The 17,754-nt window shown below is 65.9% G+C and carries 15 protein-coding genes; 12 read left to right on the top strand and 3 right to left on the bottom strand.

Features of this window, described 5'->3' with window-relative positions; all coding sequences use genetic code 11:
* Window positions 1-48: 48 nt before the first annotated feature.
* Complete coding sequence (locus AC1DZY_RS18675; RefSeq protein ID WP_476821645.1) at window positions 49-1,026, bottom strand: NAD-dependent epimerase/dehydratase family protein; 978 nt, start codon at window positions 1,024-1,026, stop codon at window positions 49-51.
* Between the two features lie 526 nt (window positions 1,027-1,552).
* Between AC1DZY_RS18675 and AC1DZY_RS18670 the strand changes: the two genes are divergently transcribed.
* From AC1DZY_RS18670 to AC1DZY_RS18660, 3 genes are all read left to right on the top strand, one after another.
* Window positions 1,553-4,684, top strand: coding sequence for a hypothetical protein (locus AC1DZY_RS18670; RefSeq protein ID WP_476821644.1), 3,132 nt, complete (start codon window positions 1,553-1,555; stop codon window positions 4,682-4,684).
* Window positions 4,685-4,919: 235 nt separating this feature from the next.
* A complete protein-coding gene (locus AC1DZY_RS18665; RefSeq protein ID WP_476821643.1) occupies window positions 4,920-6,095 on the top strand; it encodes a glycosyltransferase in 1,176 nt (391 codons plus the stop codon).
* Between the two features lie 7 nt (window positions 6,096-6,102).
* A complete protein-coding gene (locus tag AC1DZY_RS18660; protein WP_476821642.1) occupies window positions 6,103-7,005 on the top strand; it encodes a glycosyltransferase family protein in 903 nt (300 codons plus the stop codon).
* On the opposite strand, the gene AC1DZY_RS18655 is transcribed toward AC1DZY_RS18660, so the two are convergent.
* Both AC1DZY_RS18655 and AC1DZY_RS18650 read right to left on the bottom strand, forming a co-directional pair.
* Window positions 6,994-7,869 carry a rhamnan synthesis F family protein gene (locus tag AC1DZY_RS18655; RefSeq protein ID WP_476821641.1) on the bottom strand — a complete coding sequence of 292 codons (876 nt, stop codon included), beginning with the start codon at window positions 7,867-7,869 and terminating at the stop codon, window positions 6,994-6,996. The two genes, AC1DZY_RS18660 and AC1DZY_RS18655, sit on opposite strands and share 12 nt — an antisense overlap.
* Before the next feature lie 61 nt (window positions 7,870-7,930).
* Window positions 7,931-9,226 carry an FkbM family methyltransferase gene (locus AC1DZY_RS18650; RefSeq protein ID WP_476821640.1) on the bottom strand — a complete coding sequence of 432 codons (1,296 nt, stop codon included), beginning with the start codon at window positions 9,224-9,226 and terminating at the stop codon, window positions 7,931-7,933.
* Between the two features lie 327 nt (window positions 9,227-9,553).
* On the opposite strand from AC1DZY_RS18650, the gene rfbG reads away from it, so the two are divergent.
* From rfbG to AC1DZY_RS18605, 9 genes are all read left to right on the top strand, one after another.
* Window positions 9,554-10,624: a CDP-glucose 4,6-dehydratase gene (gene rfbG / locus AC1DZY_RS18645; protein ID WP_476821639.1), complete on the top strand. Its 1,071-nt coding sequence runs from the start codon at window positions 9,554-9,556 to the stop codon at window positions 10,622-10,624.
* A 6-nt stretch (window positions 10,625-10,630) separates the two neighbouring features.
* Complete coding sequence (locus tag AC1DZY_RS18640; RefSeq protein ID WP_476821638.1) at window positions 10,631-11,563, top strand: NAD-dependent epimerase/dehydratase family protein; 933 nt, start codon at window positions 10,631-10,633, stop codon at window positions 11,561-11,563.
* Complete coding sequence (locus AC1DZY_RS18635; RefSeq protein WP_476821637.1) at window positions 11,560-12,591, top strand: glycosyltransferase family 2 protein; 1,032 nt, start codon at window positions 11,560-11,562, stop codon at window positions 12,589-12,591. Before AC1DZY_RS18640 ends, AC1DZY_RS18635 begins: the two co-directional genes overlap by 4 nt.
* Entirely contained in the window at window positions 12,588-13,370 is a 783-nt protein-coding gene (rfbF, locus tag AC1DZY_RS18630; protein WP_476821636.1) for a glucose-1-phosphate cytidylyltransferase, read from the top strand. The genes AC1DZY_RS18635 and rfbF overlap by 4 nt, the downstream gene beginning before the upstream one ends.
* Window positions 13,367-14,083: a class I SAM-dependent methyltransferase gene (locus AC1DZY_RS18625; protein ID WP_476821635.1), complete on the top strand. Its 717-nt coding sequence runs from the start codon at window positions 13,367-13,369 to the stop codon at window positions 14,081-14,083. Before rfbF ends, AC1DZY_RS18625 begins: the two co-directional genes overlap by 4 nt.
* Window positions 14,080-14,544: a GtrA family protein gene (locus AC1DZY_RS18620; protein WP_476821634.1), complete on the top strand. Its 465-nt coding sequence runs from the start codon at window positions 14,080-14,082 to the stop codon at window positions 14,542-14,544. The genes AC1DZY_RS18625 and AC1DZY_RS18620 overlap by 4 nt, the downstream gene beginning before the upstream one ends.
* The gene (locus AC1DZY_RS18615) at window positions 14,541-15,149 is read left to right on the top strand and encodes a class I SAM-dependent methyltransferase (RefSeq protein ID WP_476821633.1); all 609 of its coding nucleotides are present in this window, start codon (window positions 14,541-14,543) and stop codon (window positions 15,147-15,149) included. The genes AC1DZY_RS18620 and AC1DZY_RS18615 overlap by 4 nt, the downstream gene beginning before the upstream one ends.
* A 75-nt stretch (window positions 15,150-15,224) precedes the next feature.
* Entirely contained in the window at window positions 15,225-17,096 is a 1,872-nt protein-coding gene (locus AC1DZY_RS18610; RefSeq protein ID WP_476821632.1) for a hypothetical protein, read from the top strand.
* Window positions 17,097-17,178: 82 nt separating this feature from the next.
* On the top strand, window positions 17,179-17,715 hold the full coding sequence (locus AC1DZY_RS18605; protein WP_476821631.1) for an NUDIX hydrolase: 537 nt from the start codon (window positions 17,179-17,181) through the stop codon (window positions 17,713-17,715).
* Window positions 17,716-17,754 lie beyond the last annotated feature (39 nt).

The raw sequence follows: 17,754 nt of genomic DNA, 5'->3' as shown, positions 1-17,754 counted from the left end.
TGGCCGCGGCGGCCGGTTATACGGCGGTTATCGCCTTTTGGTTCTCGCTCAGTGGTTCTTGCCGCGGAGCCGGAGCAGTTGGCTCTCGATCCAGGGATAGGTCTTGGACAGGCCGTCCTTGAGCGACTCGTTGGGCGCCCAGCCGAGCTTCTCCTTGATCAGGTCGTTATGCGAGTTTCGACCGCGCACGCCCTGTGGACCGGGGATGTGGCGCAGGTTCACGGTCTTGCCGGAGACGCCCATGATGATCTCGGCGAGCTGGTTGATCGAGACCATCTCCTCCGAGCCGATATTGACCGGGCCTTCCCAGTTCGAGCGGGTCAGGCGGATGGTGCCTTCGACGCATTCGTCGACATAGAGGAAGGAGCGGGTCTGCAGGCCGTCGCCCCAGATCTCGATGTCGCCGCCATCCTTGGCTTCGGCGATCTTGCGGCAGAGCGCGGCCGGAGCCTTCTCGCGGCCGCCGACCCAGGTGCCCTCGGGCCCGAAGATGTTGTGATAGCGCGCGACGCGGCACTGCATGCCGTAATTGCGGTTGTAGGTCAGGTAGATGCGCTCGGAGAACAGCTTCTCCCAGCCATACTCGGAATCGGGGTTGGCGGGATAGGCCGAGTCCTCGCGCGTCACCGGCTTGTCCGGGTCTTCCTGGTTGTGGGCCGGGTACATGCAGGCGGACGAGGAATAGAAGACGCGCTTGATGCCGCGGTTCTTGCAGGCCTCGACCATGTTCAGGTTGATCGTCGCCGAATTGTGCATGATGTCGGCGTCGTTCTCGCCGGTGAAGATGAAGCCGGCTCCGCCCATATCGGCGGCGAGCTGATAGACCTCGTCGAAGCGGCGGTCGACGATGGCGCGGCAATTGCCCGGATCGCGCAGGTCGCTTACGACGAAGTCATCGGCATGCGTCTCGCCGTATTCGGGGAATTTCAGGTCGACGCCGCGAACCCAGAAGCCCTCGCGCTTGAGCCTTTTGACGAGATGCGAGCCGATGAAGCCACCCGCACCACACACAAGAGCCGTCTTCATTCCCATTCTCCGATCGGCGGTCATCAGCAACAGGTTGGCTCGATGTCTGGAGCGAGCCTGTTGCAATCCTTGACGCTAGACACATGCCCGGAAGCTGTCGCAATGCGATCTAGACCAGCGATCGGTCGGATCAACGTCGCGACAATGTCTTAGAACAATTCCCGGAAACACCCAGGAGGGGCCGGTTACACCCTATCCAGCGCAGCTGCAAGCGAGGTGCTGTAAGGGCTCGGGACGGCCTCCGCTTCACGGCGGCGCTGTGATCAAACTGCAACAAGAGTCGGCGAGGTCGCCTTACGAGCCGCTCTAGCCCCGATATCGGCGCAGAGCGCGACCAGGTGACGCAGAATTCGCGACGTCGCCAGGCGGTGGGACGCACCTTCGCCGCCGCCCTGCCGGCGTCCGCGAATTTGACAGCGCTTCCCGTGCTCCCATAACAGGCTCTCGCGCGGCTGCCGGGCCGCTCGCTCGAAAGCCCGAGATCGCGCCACGCCATGATGGCTGCGTATGCAAAGAAGGTCGTTCGATGATTTCCATCGTCCTGTATGGCCGCAACGACAGCTATGGCTACAACCTGCACAAGCGCGCCGCGCTGAGCCTGAATTGCATCGCGGAATTGCTGACCGGCCCCGACGACGAGATCCTGTTCGTCGACTACAACACGCCCAACGACTTTCCGGTTTTCCTCGAAGCGATCCAGGACACGCTGACGCCCAGGGCGCGCGCGATCACCCGCTGTTTGCGCGTCAGGCCGCATGTGCATTCGCAATTCGCCCATCGCACGCATCTGGTCGCGCTGGAATCGATCGCGCGTAACGTCGCGGTGCGGCGCTCCAACCCGTCCAACCGCTGGATCTTGTCGACGAACACCGACATGATCTTCGTGCCGCACAAAAAGAGCAGCCTGACCGATATCGCCGCCGACCTGCCCGACGGCTTCTACCATGCGCCGCGCATGGAAATCCCCGAGACGCTCTGGGAAAGCACCGACCGCACCAAGCCCGCCGAGACCATCGACACGATCCGGCGCTGGGGCAACCATCTCTACCTCAACGAGATCGTCCACGGCTCAGACACGATCCTCTACGACGGTCCCGGCGACTTCCAGCTCTGCCTGCGCAAGGACATGTTCGACATCCAGGGCTTCCATGAGGACATGCTGTTGGGCTGGCATGTCGATTCCAACCTCGCCGCGCGCCTCAGCCTGATCCACGGCCCTGTCGGTGATCTCGGTGAGGAGGTCTGGGGCTATCACTGCGACCACACCCGCCAAATCACGCCGATGCATGCGCATAACCGGCTCGAGAACGATTGGGTGACCTATGGCGAAAGGGTGAAGCGGCCCGACCTGCCGCAGCACGCCGAGAGCTGGGGCTGCGCCCATGAAGAGATCGAGGAGGTCCGCGTCGACGGCAAGACTGTCGCAGGGTACATCGAGACGCTCGAGCATTCCGTCGGCAAGCCCCTGGCCAAGACGCTGAAGGCCAGCATCTCGCGCACCGGCGAGGATGTCGCGGGCTACGAGCCGCGCCACACTCTGCCGTTCCTGATCGACCTCTTCGCGACCGAGCGGCGCGACTTCCAAATCGCCTGGTGGGGGCTCCAGCCGCAGATACTGTCGCTGTTCGCCAAGGCCTGGTGCGAGAGCGGCTTCGAGAAGCCGATCCTGTGCGACCAGCGCCTGGCCTCGCGCCTGTCCAAGGTCGATGCGCGCCTGCTGCGGTTCGCGCCGCTGGAGACCTGCATCGCCGAGACCGACGCCTTCCTGTTCGACATGACGATCGCGCTTAAGGGGCGCAAGGACGACGGCGTCGCGCCCGATGCGCCCCTGCGCGCGGAGCTGGTGATCGAGCCCTTCTTAGCGGCCGTTGCAGCCGACCGTGCGCGGCTCGGAACGCCCGAGCCGCTGCGGCGCTTCATCGCGATCGGCGCCATCAACAACCGCACCGAGCGGCTGATGCGCAGCGTCGTCGGCACAGGGCAGACGCCCTATTCGACGCGCCTGCGCCACGGATTTGTCCTGGCGCCGCCGAAGGGCGCCTTCCCAATCCTCAAGGAAATGGGGCTCGGCATCGCTGGCGAGCGCTATTATAAGACGATCGAGACGATTCCGGGCGTGGCCGGGCCAGTACTAAGCGGTCCCTGGCGCTATTTTGAGCCGGGCGCCTATGTAGCCAGACTGCGTATCACGCCGGCGCGCGCCATAGGCAGCGTGATCACCGTCGGGCTGTTCAAGCATTACGCGCTCGGCGAGCCGGTCCAGACTGTTCCGCTCGTCGTCTCCACCGAGTCAGCCAAGGTCTTCGAAATCTTCTTCGATGTTCCGCCGCGTGGCGCCGCCATGCTGCCAGAGGTCTATGATTTTCAGGTAACCGCGGCAGGCGTCGAGGATTTCACGATCGACGACCTCGTGATTGAGAAACTGGAATGTCTGCCGGCCGCTAGCCAATTGCTAAGCTTGACCACGACGCCCTTCGCCGATGTCGGGGACTGGCTGCCGCATATGGAGTACGGCGTCGGTTTCGTTCGAGACAGTATCGGCGGCCGGGCCGAGGCTGGCGTCACCGGCTATCTTGTGCGCGGCCCGTATTGGCCCCTGCCTTCGGGCGGCTACGCCGTGCGGCTGGAACTCGCTTGCGATTCCACCGAACCCGATCTGGTGCTGGGTTGGCTTGAGGTGACGGTTGATGCGAAATTGCGGATGAGCCGGCCGCTTCACCCGTGCGACATCGTCGATGGCGGTGTGGATGCGACTTTTTTTTTCGAGCAGAGCGCCAATTTCTCCACGATGCGCCGCGTCGAGGTGCGTTTCATTGGATCAGGGGCGAGCGGCGTCGCACTCCGCAGCCTGCGCGTCCGCAAGGTCCATAACGCGGCGACTGATTGCGCCAACTGGCTGGATGGCATCTCGCCAACCGAGGTTTCCCGCCTCGTTCGCAACGGCTTGCGTCATTTGCCTGGTGAGGCGCGCTATCTCACGCAGGGCCCGTCTTGGCCGCTTGCGCCCGGCGCCTACGAGGCGAGCGTGCAGTGGTCGGAGGAGTCGGCAAGCCACGCCATCTCGATCGGCACGCTCGACATCGTGCGGGACGGGCAGGATTTGGCGTCTCACGCGCTGCCGGCGCGGCGTCTGCACGCCGGTCCCTTCACGCTTCCTTTCCTCGTCCCGGCTCCTGCGGGCGGAAGCTATGACCTGATCGAGGTCAGGATCGGCGCGGACAAACCGGTTCCCTTCACCGTCAACAGGATCGTTGTTCGCCGTCTCGGCGATAGTGCGATAGACATCCCGAATTGGCTCGCCGCGCAATCTATTGGGCCTGCCGGTGAGCTGCAGGGTACTGCTGTCGCGGCCAAACCAGGCGTCAAAGGCTATCTGGTGACCGGCCCGTATTATTGGCTGGACGCGGGCCACTACCAGCTTGTAGCCGCAGTCAGATTGTCGTCCCTGCCGCGCTCGCGCCAGCCGCTTGCTGTTATCGAGTGCCTGCTCGACGGCGAACTTGTGGGGTCAGCCGTGCTGCATATTCATAATAGCGTCATTGGCCGACGCTCCGTGCTTTTCCGTGTCGAAAAGCCGGGTCGGATCGAAATGCGCATCCTGTCGACGGGCGTTGCGCCGTTTCTGCTCAAATCGATGCGCCTGAAGCGGGTATCGTGACGAACAATCGAGCAACAGAACTCGCGCCGGCCAACATGATCGAAGATCGGTGGCGCTCGACTGAATCAAGGCTTTCGTGTGTCCTCGCTTAGTTTTAAATCAGAGAGCGCATCGTGAAACGACCATCGGGCCGACGCCAATTGCCATTGCGGATCGTCTGGTCCGGTGCGCGCGGGGGCGGGGCGAAGGTCATTCGATCGTGAATACGGGGCTGGGCCAATTTCTGCCGGATTCGATGCTGCAGCATGTCGACGGCTGGAAACGGCGCATCGTCGAGAGGCGGCAGCATGCACGGCTGGCCCCGCTGGCGCGGCCGGGATCGTCCAATATTGACGTCACGGGGCGACGCATCGCGGTGATCGGCCTGTTGGGCGCGCGCATCGGGCTCAGCCAGGCGGCCGTGCTGCTGGCGCAGGAACTGCGGGCGGAGGGCGCCGAGGTGGTGAGCTTCGACTGCTGCGCCGAGACGGGCCAGAAGGTGCGTCCGCTCGATGCGTCGGTCCAGCCGCTGGCTGCATTCCGCCCGGCTGAATTCGACCTGGCAGTGCTGAACGTGAATCCGCCGGAGTTCGGCACGATCCTGCTTCACCTGGCGGCGCAATCGCGACTTCCGAAGACGATCGTCGGCTTCTTCGCTTGGGAATTGTCGATCGTGCCCGCGTTCTGGCGCAGTGCGGTGGCGGCGGCCGATGCGGTCTGGGTACCGTCGCGCTTCGTGCGCGACGCGCTGGCGCAGAGTTTCCCCGATCTCGCCGGGCGGCTCGCTATCAGGGAGCACCAGGTCACCTTCGGCACACTGCTGCCGCCCGACCCCGCACGGCGGCGAGTGGCGCGCCGACGGCTGCGACTGCACGAGGAGGCTTATGTCGTGCTGCAGTCCTTCTCGATGCGCTCGACGTTGGCCCGCAAGAACCCGCTCGCGGCCATCGCCGCGTTCCGGCTCGCCTTTCCTCCCGGAGAGGGGCAGGTCCGGCTGGTGTTGCGCTGCCTCGACCATGAGGTCTTCGCCGAGGGCGCAGAGATGATGCGTGCCGCTGCGCGGGCTGACGAGCGGATCGAACTGCGCTTCGAGGAGCCGACGGAGACGGGCATGGCCGACTACTACGCCGCATCCGATCTTTATCTCAGCCTGCATCGCAGCGAGGGCTTCGGCCTCAATCTGGCCGAATGCCTGCATCTCGGCCTGCCGGTGGTCGGCACGGCCTGGGGGCTGACCGACAGCATAGCGGAGCACCCGCAGTTCCATCCAGTTGGTTCAAGTCTCGTGCCAGTGGTAGACCCGCAGCATGGTTATGATCGGGTGCCCGGCGCGCGCTGGGCCGAGCCGGATGTCGCTGCGGCGGCCGGGCTGCTGCGGCGGCTGCGGGACGCGGCGTGCCCGGCTCAGCCTTTGCCGCACCGGGTCGTCTGAGCGCGCCATGGCCACCATCGCGCCGCCGGGCATCGCTGCCGCGATCGTGCTCTATCGACCGGAGCCAAGCGTGCTCGGGACCCTGCTGGATGCGCTCGAGCAGGATGGGTTGCCGATCATCGTCTTCGTCAACGGCCCGCTCGATCCGGTGGTCGAAACGCGCTTGGCCGGGCTCGCGCATGGGACGGTGATCCGCGTACCCGAAAACATCGGACTCGGCGCGGGCCTCAATGCGGTGGCGGGGGCCGCCATCGAGCAGGGCTGCAGCCACATCCTCCTCTTCGACCAGGACAGCACGCCGGGGCCGGGTTTGGCGGCCGCATTGTCCGGTGTGTTTACGGCACCTGCGCAGCGGCACCGGCGGGTCGCGGCCGTCGGCCCGCTGCTGACGCCACCGCCGGGCGAGAGCTTCCTGCCCATCACCTATGACCGCCTCGGCCGGCCGGCGGCCGGCGGGCTTAGCGAGGTCGCCTTCCTGCCGACCTCGGGCACGCTGGTCTGCCTGTCGGCTTTTTGCGAGATCGGGCCGTTCCGGGCCGATTATTTCGTCGATGGCATCGATGTCGAATGGTGCTACCGCGCCCGGGCGAGGGTCCATGTCTGCCTGCTCGCCGAGGATGTCGCGATGACTCATCGCTGGGGTCATGCAGAGGGCGAAGGCGTTCGCGTGCCTCAGATCCTGCGCCAATCGCCGCTGAGGTCCTATTATTATCTTCGTAACCGCAGCCATAACCTCAAGCTCCGGCATTTCCCGCTTGGCTGGAAAGTCGCGACCGCGTTTCGCCTGCTGGCGCAGGCGGCGCTGCTGGTGCTGCGCGGCGGTGCGCCGCTCGGGATGCTCCGGCTGACGGGCCGCGCCTTTCGCGACGGACTGACCGGACGGCTCGGACCGGCGCCCTCAGCCGAGTAGCCGGCCTTTCAGGTCGCGCACGACAAAGCCGCGCGCCCAGGCGGCTATGGTGAAGCAGCGCTCTACGGCATGGTGCAGCGTGCCGTCGGTCTGGCCGGCCTCCGCCTCGAAATCCTCCGGCGTCAGCGCAAGCTCGCGCAGCGCCGCAAAGGCCTTGGGCCGGAACCAGAACATCGAGCCTTCGAAGAAGCCGAGCCGGATCGCCTCGCCCGCTCCCATCCGCCCACCGATCTCCCGAGCGCGGGCCTCGTTCCTCATCCAATAGGCCGGCGCTGCGCGCCAGCAATCGGCCCAGCCGACCATGCCGGTCTGCGGGTTCTCGAAGGCTGTCAGCGCGCGGGCCGTGGCGTTGGGCTCGCCGCAGAGCATCTGGAAGAGCAGCTTGCGCCGGATGTTGCCGTCGAGCAGGTGAGGGCTGCGCTTGGTGTGCAGCTTGAGCACGGCGTCGAACGGGTCGAGCAGGCCGGTGCCGAGCAGCGTCACGAACGGCGCCATGTCACGACCGCGATTCTCGCAGGGGATGATTGTGACGCCCGGCACGCCGGCCATCCGGGCCTGCGCAGGTTCGACGCGATCCTTGGGCACCGTGAAGAACAATGGCGGTTCGCCTGGCAGAGCCGCCCGGCATTCCAGGATCTCGTCGACGAGGTCGAGATAATAGACATGCGCGACGATCGCGATGCGGACGTCCGGAGACCGGGCGGGCTTGCCCGCCAGCGCCGTGCGCAGGCGCCTGGCCGCTGGTGTCACGAAGACGGCGCCGATCGTCAGCGTCGCGACCTTCTGCCAGACATGGCGGATATAGGCGCGCAGGCGCAGCTTGAGGTGAGCGTCCATCCGCGCGCGCAGCCAGCGTCCGGTCATCGTCCGGACGCCTCGTCCTGCGCCATGTCAAAGGCGGGCGACGCCGGAGGGCTGCCCGTGCTCAATGCGGATAATCGAAGACCATGCAGCCTTCGGTCAAGGCGTCGATCTTCTCCAGGGGAATCGCGACGAGGTTCTCGAAATCCGAGGTGATCGCCGATTGCGAGAGTCGGTTGAAGGTCGTGGCCCGGCTGCCGACGTCGTAGGTGACGAGGAACATGCCGTAGCCGCGCTCCTCGAAATAGCCGTATACGTCCTGGCGTCGGCCGCCGACATGCGGGCGCTCCTCGTATTCGACGATGAAGCAGGGCCGCACGGCCGCCCGTGTCAGGAAGTCGGCCGAGGCGAGCACGTCGGCCTCCTTGCCCTCGACATCGATCTTCAGCAGCGCGACGCGGTTCCGATAGGTCTCGCCGATCAGATCCTGAAGAGTGCGGACCTCGATATCATAGACCTCGGCCTCGTCGACCGTGGAGGCGGCGATATCCGCTTCGCCGGGCAGCGCCAGCTTCCAGACGTTGACGCTGTCGGCGTTGCCGTAGTTGTAGGCCTTGAGATAGTCGGCGGTGATCTCGTCATGGGTCATGATCGTGCCGGAGCCGGCATGCCGGGAGCTGACGAGCAGTTTGAAGCTGCCGGGCTCGGCCCCGACCGCGTGAGGGACGATCTCGGCATTGTCGATGCCGTTCAGCCGGACATGCTCGGCGAGCTGCGCCCTGACGCGCGGGTTCGGTTCGAAGGATACGACACGGCCGCCGGCGCCGACGGCGAGCGCCGCCCTGATGCTATGCGCGCCGACATTGGCGCCGATGTCGAGGAAGACGTCGCCGGGCGCCAGGATATGGGCGATGACCTCGGAGATATTCTCCTCGTAGACGGCGTCCGTGAGCAGGGCGCGGCTGGTCACGACGTCGGTCTGAGGGCGCACGCGCATGGTCGCGCCATAGGTCGTGGCGATCAGGACATCGTCGTCCTTGGCGGCGGCGATGGCCAGCACCGCGCGTTCGCGCAGCTTCTGGGCCGGATCATCCGGAGTGTTGCGGCGAACCGGAAACGTCCGCAGCGCCCATTTCGCTTCCGCCAGCGAGAGCGGGCACGTGGCATCAGGATCGGTTGCACGGCCGCCATAGCTGAAGCTGGAGGCATCGCCTTTCGCATTGGCGAAACGGGAGGCCGTCGTCGCGCTCGTCTGAGCCACCATATCGCGGCCGATCGCCGCGTAGGCGCGGGTCGTCCGGTCTTCCAGCTCGTCTGTCCGGGCCAGCAGCCTGGACTCCAGCCGGTCCAGTCTGCCCGGCAGTCCGGCTATGGCCCTGAGTTTTCCGGGCCAGCTCACCATGCGTTCGATCAGGCTCATTGAAAGGCTCCTCGCTTCCGCAAGAAAAGGTTCTGGCAGTGAGCGTCAATAGCCAATTGATCGAAACCAGCCAGAGTAGGCTGCCCTATCAGCCGGGCAGAACAATGCGACGCCATCAAAGTTCGGCGGACCGGGGGTCCGTGCACCACCTCTGGACCTTCGCAGAGCCTGCTTGTATTGGAGGCCGCGCGGTGGATGTCGGGACGGGCCGGCGCGCGGGTCGGGTTTCCCAAAGGCGTGCCACGATCGAGCTTCGGGCTGCCGGGGACATATCGGGGCCTTCGAGGCAGGCAAGGGGGTGATGGCCCCGGAGGCGATGCGGTTCAGATGGATTTGGCGACGATCTACCGGGGCAAGCGCGTCGTCCTGACGGGGCATACCGGGTTCAAGGGCTCCTGGCTTGCCTTGTGGCTGAACCGTCTCGGGGCGCAGGTCACCGGCATCGCGCTGCCGCCATCCTCGCAGCCCAATCTTTTCGAGGTGATCGGCGTGGCGGGCCTCGTCGACTCGCGTCTAATCGACATCCGCGATGCGGCAGGGGTAGCGGCCATCGTCAAGGCGGCGCAGCCGGAGATCGTCTTGCATCTCGCCGCGCAGCCGCTGGTGCGGCGCTCCTATGCCGATCCGCTCGAGACCTTTTCGACCAATGTGATGGGCACCGCGCACGTGCTGGAAGCGTGCCGCGGCAGCGGCTCGGTCAAGGCCTTCGTCAGCGTCACTACCGACAAGGTCTATCAGAGCCAGGAATGGCCCTGGCCCTACCGCGAAACCGACACGCTCGGCGGCGCCGATCCCTACAGCGCGAGCAAGGCCTGCGCCGAGCTGGTCACGGCGGTCTATCGCGACAACGTCTTCCGCAAGGAGCCGGCGATCGCGGTCGCGACCGCGCGCGGCGGCAACGTGCTGGGCGGCGGCGACTGGTCCGAGGACCGGATCGTGCCGGACGTCGTACGTAGCATCGCCTCGGGCCGGCCGATCGTGCTGCGCAATCCGGCGGCCGTGCGGCCCTGGCAGCATGTCCTGGAATTGTGCGAGGGCTATCTCGAACTCGGCGCGCGGCTGAGCCAGACCGGCTTCGACTTCGCCGAAGCCTGGAATTTCGGGCCGCAGGGCCAGGACGACGCGCCTGTGCTGGCGCTGGCGAAGCAGTTCCTCGCGACGATGGGCAAGCCGGAGCATCCGATCGAAATCCGGGGCGAGCCGCTGAAGGAGACGCAGCTTCTGCGCCTCGACATCTCCAAGGCGCTGTCGCGGCTCGACTGGCGGCCGCGGCTCTCGACCGTCGAGACGCTGGAATGGAGCGCGGAATGGTATCGCGCCTGCCATGCCGGCGAGGCGATGCGCGACGTCTCGCTGCGGCAGATCGCGGCCTTCGACGCGCGCCGCACGGGCCTCTGAACCCCGATGTCCCTTCCCTTCAGCACGGCGCTCGTCACCGGCGGAACCGGCTTCGTCGGCCGGCGCCTCGTGGCGCAGCTGATGGCGCTCGGAGCGCGGGTGACGCTGCTGCAACGTTCGCCTGATGCGCCCGAGGCGGCGGAACTGATCCGTGTGCCGGATTTCTCGGAGCAGGTGCTCGCTGCGGCGCTGGCCGGCCGGCGTTTCGACGTCGTGTTCCATCTCGCCGCCTATGGGGTGACGCCGTCGGATCGCGACCCGGCCCTGCTCGAGGAGATCAACGCCCAGGCGCCGCAGCGTCTGGTGCGCCATGCCGCGGCGATGCAGGCGCGCGCCTTTATCCTGCTCGGCAGCGGCTCGGAGTATGATTTCTCCGGCGCCGATCGGCCGGTCGGCGAAGACCAGCCGCTCGAGCGATCGGCGCCTTATGGCGCGACCAAGGCCAGAGGCGGCATCGCCGCGCTGGCGGGGGCCGAAGAGGCCGGCGTGCCGCTGGCGCTTGTAAGGATGTTCAATGTCTACGGTCAGGGCGAGAACCCGCACCGGCTGCTGCCGTCGCTGACCAGCGACCTGCTGCGGGATTGCGCCGTACCGCTGAGCCCTGCGACGCAGCTGCGCGATTTCCTGCTGATCGACGACGCGGTCGAGGCGTTGGTGGCGACGGCCGAGGCGCTCCATCGCGGGGGCGGCCGGCACGTCTTCAACCTGGCGTCGGGCAAGCCGGTCTCGGTGCGCGCCTTCTGCGAGATCGTGGCGCGCCAGCTCGGCAAGCCCGAGACGCTGCTGCAGTTCGGCGCGCTGACGATGCGGCCGGGAGAAACGCTGTTCTTCAGCGGCGCCCCCGCCCGGCTGATGGCCTTCTGCGGCTGGCGTCCGCGCCATGGCCTCGACGACGGGATCGCGCTATCGCTGCGCCACCTGCAGGCAGAGCACTCATGACGAGCCTTTCTCCCACGACCGAGGCCACGGTGTCCGACGATCTCCCGCCCCGTCGCCGCCTTGTTTCGATCTGCGTGCCCGTGCTCAACGAGGCCGAGAACATTCCGCGCCTGATCGCGCGGCTGAACCAGCTCGCGCAGGCCAACCCCACTTACGATTTCGAGTTCCTGTTCACCGACAACGCCTCCACCGACGACACCTTCGCGATGCTGGCGGAGGCGGCGCTCGCCGACCCCCGCATCCGGGCGCTGAGCTTCTCGCGGAATTTCGGCTTCCAGCGCTCGGTGCTGACCAATCTGCTGAATGCCAAGGGCGCCGCCGCCGTGCAGGTCGATGCCGACCTTCAGGACCCGCCCGAGCTGATCACCGAATTCCTCGCCAAATGGGAGCTGGGCTACAAGGTGGTCTACGGCATCCGCCGCCGGCGTCAGGAGAACTTCGTCATCAACGGGGCGCGGCAGCTGTTCTACCGGCTGATCCGGGTGCTCAGCGAGGTCGAGGTGCCCGTCGATGCCGGCGATTTCCGCCTGATCGACCGCACCATCATCGAGCAGCTGCGAACCTATCAGGACCGCTCGCCCTATGTCCGTGGGCTGATCTCGTCGATCGGCTTCTCGCAGATCGGCATCCCCTACGACCGTGCGGCGCGCATCGCCGGCAAGAGCAAGTTCAACTTCTCCAAGCTGGTGCTGCTGGCGGTGGACGGCATCTGCAGCCAGTCGACCAAGCCGCTGCATTACATCACCCTGTTCGGGATCGGGATCTCGGCGCTCTCGTTCGTCAGCGCGGCCATCTATCTGATCGCCTATTTCTTCATCGACTACGATACGCCGGGCTTCACCACGCTGGTGCTGATCGTGCTGGCCTCGATCGGCATGAACGCGCTTTTCATCGGCCTCATCGGCGAGTATGTCGGGCGCATCTACGACAATGTGCGCAGCGCGCCGCTGGTGATCGTCGACCGGCGGATCGAGCCGCTCGACCAGATGACCCAAGACGTTCCGCTCAGCCAGGATCGACGCTCATGAAGGTGGTATTGCTCGCTGGCGGCCTCGGGACGCGCCTCTCGGAAGAGACCGATGTGCGTCCCAAGCCCCTGGTCGAAATCGGCGGCAAACCGATCCTGTGGCACATTATGAACATGTACGCCCATCACGGCGTCTCCGACTTCATCGTCTGCGCCGGCTACAAGGGCGCGATGATCAAGCGCTATTTCGTCAACTACTTCCTCGAGACCAGCGATGTCGACGTCGACATCGCTACCGGCGAGGTGCGCTACATCAACTCCAGGGCCGAGCCCTGGCGGGTGCGCGTCATCGACACCGGCGTGCCGACGCTGACCGGCGGCCGGCTCAAGCGCGTCGCTCCGATGCTGGGCGACGAGACCTTCTGCATGACCTATGGCGACGGCGTCAGCGATGTCGATATCGCCGCCGTGCTCGCCTTCCACCGCAGCCATGGCAAGCTCGCCACCGTCACCGCTGTACGCTCGCCCGGCCGCTTCGGCATCCTGAGTCTAGGCGAGGGCAAGCAGGTGATGCGCTTCCACGAGAAGCCCGACGAGGAGATGGGCTGGATCAATGGCGGCTTCTTCGTGATGGAGCCCGGCGTGATCGACTATATCGACGGCGACGACACCATCCTCGAGCGCGGGCCGCTGGAGCGGCTGGCAGCCAACGGGCAGCTCGCGGCCTACCAGCATTCCGGCTTCTGGAAGCCGATGGACACGCTGCGGGACAAGCGCGAGCTCGACGATCTCTGGGCTTCGGGCGCGCCGCCCTGGAAGACCTGGGGAGGCGATGCATGAGCGAGCCCAGGGAGGTCGTGCCGCCGCCGGCCGAGTTCGACGCCTACAACCGGACCTATAGCGACAAGGTCAACGAGGCGATCGGGTTCTCGGGGCTGAAGGTCGATTTCTTCACGCGGGCGAAGTCGGACGAATTGCTGCGCCTGATCGCGCGGCACGGCGCGATCGCGGCCGAGCAGGCGAGCGTGCTCGATGTCGGCTGCGGCATCGGCAACTACCACGGGCTGCTCGGGCCGCGCTTCGCCGCGCTCTCCGGCGTCGATGTCTCGACCGCCTGCATCGACGAGGCGCGGCGCAACCATCCGGACGTCACCTATGAAAGCTTCGACGGCACCAGCCTGCCGTTTCCCGATGCCAGCTTCGACGTCGCCTTCGCCATCTGCGTCTTCCACCATGTCCCGTTGACGGACCGCCTGAAGCTGATGGCCGACATCAGGCGCGTGCTGAAGCCCGGTGGCATGATGGTTGTCTTCGAACACAATCCGCTCAACCCGCTGACGCTGCTCGTGGTCAACCGCTGCGAATTCGACAAGGACGCGATCCTGCTGCGGGCCGGCCAGTCCGAGAGCCTGCTGGCGGAGGCGGGTTTCAGAGACGCGTTCAGCCGCTACATCCTCGCCATTCCCGCCGATGCGCCGCTGGCGCGCAAGGTCGATGCGGCGCTGTCGGGCCTGCCGGTCGGCGCGCAGTACTACACTCTCGGCAAGGCATGAGCGCCGCTGCGCGGTTCACGCCGTCGCGCGCCTCGGTCGCGCGGCTGCTGCGGTTCGGGCTGGTGGCGGCGATCAGCGGCTCGGTCTATGCGGCGGTCTGCGCAGCCCTGATCGTCTACGCCGGAACCGATCCCAAGCTCGCCTCGGTCCACGCCTATATCGTCTCGATCTTCGTCAACTTTGCCGGACAGCGACGCTTCACCTTCGCCTCGCAGAACAGCATCCTGCCCGAGGTGCTGCGCTTCTGCGCCGTGCACGGCGTCAATATCGGAGTGTCCTATCTGATCACGCTCGCCGTCGTGCAGTGGTTCGGCCTGCATTTCATCGTCGGCATCCTGGCCACCTTGCTGATCATACCGCTCTCGACCTATGTGCTTTTGACCCTCTGGGTCTTCCAAAACCCGACCAAGGTCGCTAAGGGCGACGCCAACGCCGACAGGCATGGAGCAGCCCCGAAATGAGCCTCAAGGATGTCCTCGCCTCGCCGCGGCTCTACCAGACGTTCCAGGAGGCGGGCGGATTCTTCGGCGCGCGGCTGAAGGCGATCAAGGATTACGTCGCGATCAGGCCGGACGCGCGCATCATCGATGTCGGCTGCGGACCTGGCTTTTTGGCGCAGCACCTGCCCAAGGGCGTGGAGTATATCGGCTTCGACATCGACGAGGCCTACATCGCCTATGCGCGCGAGAATTTCGGGCAGCTCGGTACCTTCCATTGCCGCATCTTCGACGATGCCGCCGCCGCCGAATTCGGGCCGGCCGACATCGTGATGATGAACGGCGTCGTGCATCATCTCGACGACGCGACCGCACTGGCGGTGTTCGGCACGATCCGCAAGGCGCTGGCCGAGGGCGGGCTGCTGTTCACCCTCGACGGCTGCTTCCGCGACGGCCAGAACCCGCTGGCGGCCTGGCTGCTGCGCTCGGACCGGGGTGAGTTCGTCCGCACGGAGCCAGCCTATCGCGCGCTACTCGGCAACGTCTTCGAGGATGTGACGATCCATCTGCGCGAGGACATCTCGCGCGTGCCCTATACCTTCGCCATCGGCCTCGCCAAGGCGGCCTAGCGCTTGCACGGTCGCGGCCGCCGAAGACGCTGCGGCGATGCGTGATCGACTGCCATCCGGAGAGACGCCAAGACCATGTCCAGCCTGTGGAGCACCGGCTATTCCGAGCAGCGCGAGACGAGAGGTTTCGAGATGCTCTGCTTCGTAGGCGTCGCGCTGATCGTCTGCGCCGGCGCCTTCCTGATCCCGAATCCCTATGACAGCGAGGGTGGGATCGATGCCTTCATCTACAAGGCCTATTCGATCAATTTCGGCGCGCTGATCAACCGCTACGGGCCGTTCTACTTCAGCTACCGTTCGTCCCATCTCGCCATGCTCTGGCTGGCGAGCAAGCTGTTCGGCGTCACGCTCATGCACAAGGGCCTGATCGCCCTCTACTTCCTCGCCATCAGCGGGTCTCTCCGGGCGATCCTGCGGCCGCATCTTTCGGCGATCGCGCGTGGCGCCTTCTGCGTCATCGTCTGCCTGTCGCCCTGGATGCTGCGGACGATGTCGACGACGTATCTCGACGGCGCCGTGATCACGCTGATGTTCGTGATGCTGGCGCTGCTGTTCGGGCTGGCGCGCAGCGAGTTCCGCTCGCTGGGGCTCGCGGCGGCGGCTGGAGCGACGCTCGGCCTGATCGCCAACGCCAACGCCTACATGGTCAGCTATGGCGCGCTGCTGTTTGCCGGCGTCTTCGCGGCGGCGATGACGCCGGCGAGCTGGCGTCGCCTGCTGGCGCCCGGGTTCTGTGCGGTCGCGGCTTTCCTCGTCGTGCAGCTGCTGCTCTGGCTCGTCTGGTGCGGCATCCTGAACCTTGGCTACGGCACGCCGTGGAAGGCGATGGTCGCCTGGACCAAGATCGCTCTCGTCGGCGGGGCCTGGGACACCGACATGTTCTCGGTCGCGGTCGCGCGCGGCCATGGCGGCGGCCTGCTCGCCAATCCGCAGCCCGACGTCATGCGCATGTCGGGAGAGGGACAGGTCCATGTGCTCTATCCGCTGATCACGCTGATAGCCTGCCTGCTCTACCGCCTCTGGGCAGCGCCGCATCAGATCCGCGCGGCCTATGACGCGAGCGAGGACGACCTCCGCTCCGAATGGAACATGGCGCTGGCGGCAGCGCTTCTGGTCGGCGCGTTCGCCTATGTCACCAGCGAGTCGATGGGCAACCAGATGCTGCGCTGGCCGTTCTATTTCTCCTATCTCGTGGTGCCGACCGTGCTGGCGCTCGGCTTCACCGCCGGGGGCTTGCAGCGCAGCGAGGACCGGGATCTCGTGACGCCGTGGCTCCTGGCCGCGGCGGGAGTCGCGACTGTCGTGCACCTCGCCTTCTCGATCGCGCCCGGTCTCGCCGCCGCAGTCTATCCCGGCCGCTGGTTTGCAAAGGCGATGGCGCTGGCTGCGCTCGGCTGCGGCCTTCTGCTGATCGTCCCGGCCTTTCGCGCCCGCATCGCCATCGTGGCGCTGGCTGCGCTCATGGCGGTCGGCGTGCCGCTCTTCGACGTCTCCGGCACCAACATCTACAGCTCGGTCTACGACTTCAATTCCGCCCGGGTCTCGCGCGACATCATCCGGGGCCAGAAGGCTCTGATCGACTTCACCGAGGCGAACGCGCCTCCGACCGGCGTCCACCCCGCCGGGCGGCCGGTGCTGTTCTGGCATCCGAACTCGCCTTACACGGTCTCGCTCCAGGCCACCTATCTCTCCGACTACCAGTCGCTTCATCGCCATCACGAGGGGCCCGCCCTGCCGGTCCTGAACGACACCGCGATCGGACAGCTCAAGGCCGGCTATAGGCCGGAGATCGTCTTCATCTGCGAGAATGCCGGCCAGTGCGAGGCCGCGCACAAGGCGTTCCGCGATCTCGGCGTCGGCTATGATACGATCGCCAAGGGCGGCTATGCCGGGCGCACACACTCGGTCATCTTCGAATACATCCGGATTCATACCAAGCCGCAATGACCCGGTCGATGCGAACCATCATGGTTCGGCCGACCGATCCTGTCTCCTGCCGATGACGGCTAAACCGCGAAGCCTCACGACCATGTGGACCATCCTGAAGGACGAGACCGTCTTCTTGGCAAAGCCTTTCGTCGAGGTGACGTGCCAGCATGTCGTCACCGACAGCGGCGTCGAGGTGCGCGACTACTATCAGGTCAAGCTGGCCGATTTCTCGATCGCCTGCGCCGTTACCGAGGATGGCAAGGTGATCACGCTCTGGCAGTACAAGCACGGTTCGCGACGCTACGGACTGACCTTTCCGGCCGGCGAGTTCCGCAACGAGGACCCGGAGACGGCGATGCGGCGCGAACTAATGGAGGAGACCGGCTACGAGGCCGCGTCCGTCACGGCGCTCGGTTCCTGCACGGTCTCGGGCAATCAGGGCTGCGGCGATGCGTATTTCTACCTGATGGAAGGCTGCCGGCCGGTCGGCCAGGCGCAGTCCGGTGATCTGGAGCAGATGGAGCTACGGCTGATGAGCGTCGCGGCGATCGACGAGGCGCTGCGCGATGGCGAGATCGCGGTCATGCCCCATGTGGCGCTCTGGGGCCTTGCCCGGCCCCATCTCGGCGCGCGATAAGACCCGAACGGCCTTGAACTTTCGCTGCGGCTGACTGGA

It is taken from the genome of Allobosea sp. P2_A10 (assembly GCF_056405115.1).
This window is presented reverse-complemented; position numbering and strand designations above follow the sequence as displayed.